This window comes from Methanosarcinales archaeon (genome assembly GCA_014859725.1).
GTDB lineage: Archaea > Halobacteriota > Methanosarcinia > Methanosarcinales > Methanocomedenaceae > Kmv04.
Map to the genome: position 1 here is coordinate 1 of JACUTQ010000245.1, position 2330 is coordinate 2330.

The following is a 2330-nucleotide window of genomic DNA, read 5'->3' on the forward strand; positions in this document are numbered from 1 at the left end:
TTACAATTTATTCTCTTCTCCAGTCTCACGATATTACTTACAAATCTGTTCAACTATCCACACTGATATTTTGAAATCCTCTGAGATAAGATTTCAGAGTGAAATTTAATGCGAAATTTTTTCAGGATTATACATTTATCAAGGAGTCCGAAAAGGTTATACTTCATGCAATTCTTTTTTCCATTATAGTAATAGAAGAATCCATGAGTGATAAACCAGGATAAAACCAGGATAATTCAATAGGATTAGCAATATGGCAGAAGAATCAAAGCAAAAATCGGATGAATGCGTGTTTCTAACAGCAGAGAGCGAAGATAACTACAGAACAAAAATTCCCGATATTGTTGATTCAATCATTGGAACATGTTCGAATGAGATATGTTTTGACCATGTGGATGCAAAAATGATCCCTTCAAAGGATTCTGTGATTGAGATCATCGATATCGTGAAGCATATACTTTATCCAGGTTATTTCGAACATCAAATAATCGATAGAAATAATCTTCCCTATCATATCGGTAGTGAAGTAACAGATCTTTTTGAGAAACTTTCAAAGCAAATAGCACACAGCATCATGCATGACTGCCATCGTTACGGACTGGAATGTACAGAGTGTATTGATAGGGGACAAAAAGAAGCCACCTTCTTTTTACAAAAGATCCCGAAACTGCGTGAAATTCTGGCCTCTGATATCAGAACCGCCTATGATGGAGATCCTGCAGCTAAGAGTTATGATGAAATTATTTTTTGTTACCCTGGACTTTTTGCCATTACTATTTACAGAGTTGCGCATGAGTTATATAAACAGGACATACCTCTTCTTCCACGTATTATGACAGAATACGCCCACAGCAGTGTAGGTATTGATATTCACCCCGGGGCAACGATTGGACGTTGCTTTTTCATAGATCATGGCACAGGCGTGGTTATTGGAGAAACGTGTATAATTGGTAAAAATGTTCGAATCTATCAGGGTGTCACCCTGGGGGCCTTAAGTTTCCCTAAAGATGAAGAGGGTGATATTGTCCGTGGTACCAAGAGGCATCCAACCATTGAAGATGATGTTATTATCTATTCAGGAGCTACTATACTGGGTGGCGAAACAGTGATCGGAGCACGTTCGGTCATCGGTGGGAATGTCTGGATGATCCAGTCAGTACCACCCGATACTACGGTAATGTTAAAGGCACCGGGTTTAATTTACAAAGACCATCATACATCCTGATGGTCATCATCAAGCACATATTCAACATCATTAATTAAGGGAGGGAATAAAGATGGGAAAAATCTATGATGATATCACTCAGACTATTGGGCAAACACCGCTCGTTAGACTTAACAGGATAACCGAAGGGTGCCAGGCAACACTGGTAGCAAAGCTTGAATCATTTAATCCATTAGGAAGTGTAAAAGAACGTATTGCTCTCAGCATGATCGAAGCTGCCGAGAAAGATAACCTAATTAATGAAAATACTGTCATTATCGAACCAACTTCAGGGAATACAGGAATTGGTTTAGCATGCATATGTGCTGCTAAAGGGTATAGGTTAGTCCTTACAATGCCTGATACCATGAGTATTGAACGAAGAAAAATCATGAAACTTTTGGGGGCAGAACTGGTTCTTACACCGGGCACAAAAGGAATGAATGGTGCCATAGAAAAGGCAGCAGAACTTAATAAAGAATTCACAAATTATTTAATTTTGCAGCAATTCAGTAATCCTGCTAACCCGGAAATACACCGCCAGACCACTGCCGAAGAGATCTGGAACGACACTGATGGTGCTGTGGACATACTTATAGCCGGTGTGGGAACAGGGGGGACTATTACAGGTGTGGCAGAAGTAATAAAAGCCCGTAAACCAGCATTTAAAGCAATAGCGGTAGAACCTAAGGATTCACCTGTTCTATCTGGCGGGAAGCCCGGACCCCATAAAATTCAGGGAATTGGTGCCGGATTTGTACCAGATGTACTAAATACTGGCATAATTGATGAAATAATCCAGGTGAGTAATGAGGAGGCTTTTGAAGCAGCGAAAACTCTCGCCCAAAAGGAGGGTATCCTGGCGGGTATCTCTTCCGGAGCAGCCATTTGTGCTGCGTTAAAGGTTGCACAACGACCGGAAAATGCAGAAAGTTTGCTCGTGGTATTTCTTCCAGATACGGGAGAACGTTATCTCAGCACTCCACTGGCTGATTTTAATGAGGACTAATTGTTTGACCTGTCATTGTACTGGCAAGTAAATCTTCACTAACGTTCAGCTTCGGGACTATACAGTCATCAATAGATTTCGAAACGTTCATATTGTGGCAAATAACAATAGAATGAT

Annotated in this window: 2 protein-coding genes; both read left to right on the forward strand. The window is 40.4% G+C overall.

All coding sequences use genetic code 11. From position 1 onward, the window contains the following. The first annotated feature begins 253 nt into the window (after positions 1-253). A complete protein-coding gene (locus IBX40_12795) occupies positions 254-1225 on the forward strand; it encodes a serine acetyltransferase (GenBank protein MBE0525187.1) in 972 nt (323 codons plus the stop codon). A 52-nt stretch (positions 1226-1277) separates the two neighbouring features. Continuing rightward, positions 1278-2213 (forward strand): cysteine synthase A, encoded by a 936-nt coding sequence (gene cysK / locus IBX40_12800; GenBank protein ID MBE0525188.1) that lies wholly within the window; start codon positions 1278-1280, stop codon positions 2211-2213. Positions 2214-2330 lie beyond the last annotated feature (117 nt).

Excerpts from the sequence above, each read along its gene's own strand:
- IBX40_12795 (MBE0525187.1), top strand. The coding sequence starts at position 254 with ATGGCAGAAGAATCAAAGCAAAAATCGGATGAATGCGTGTTTCTAACA.
- cysK (MBE0525188.1), top strand. The coding sequence starts at position 1,278 with ATGGGAAAAATCTATGATGATATCACTCAGACTATTGGGCAAACACCG.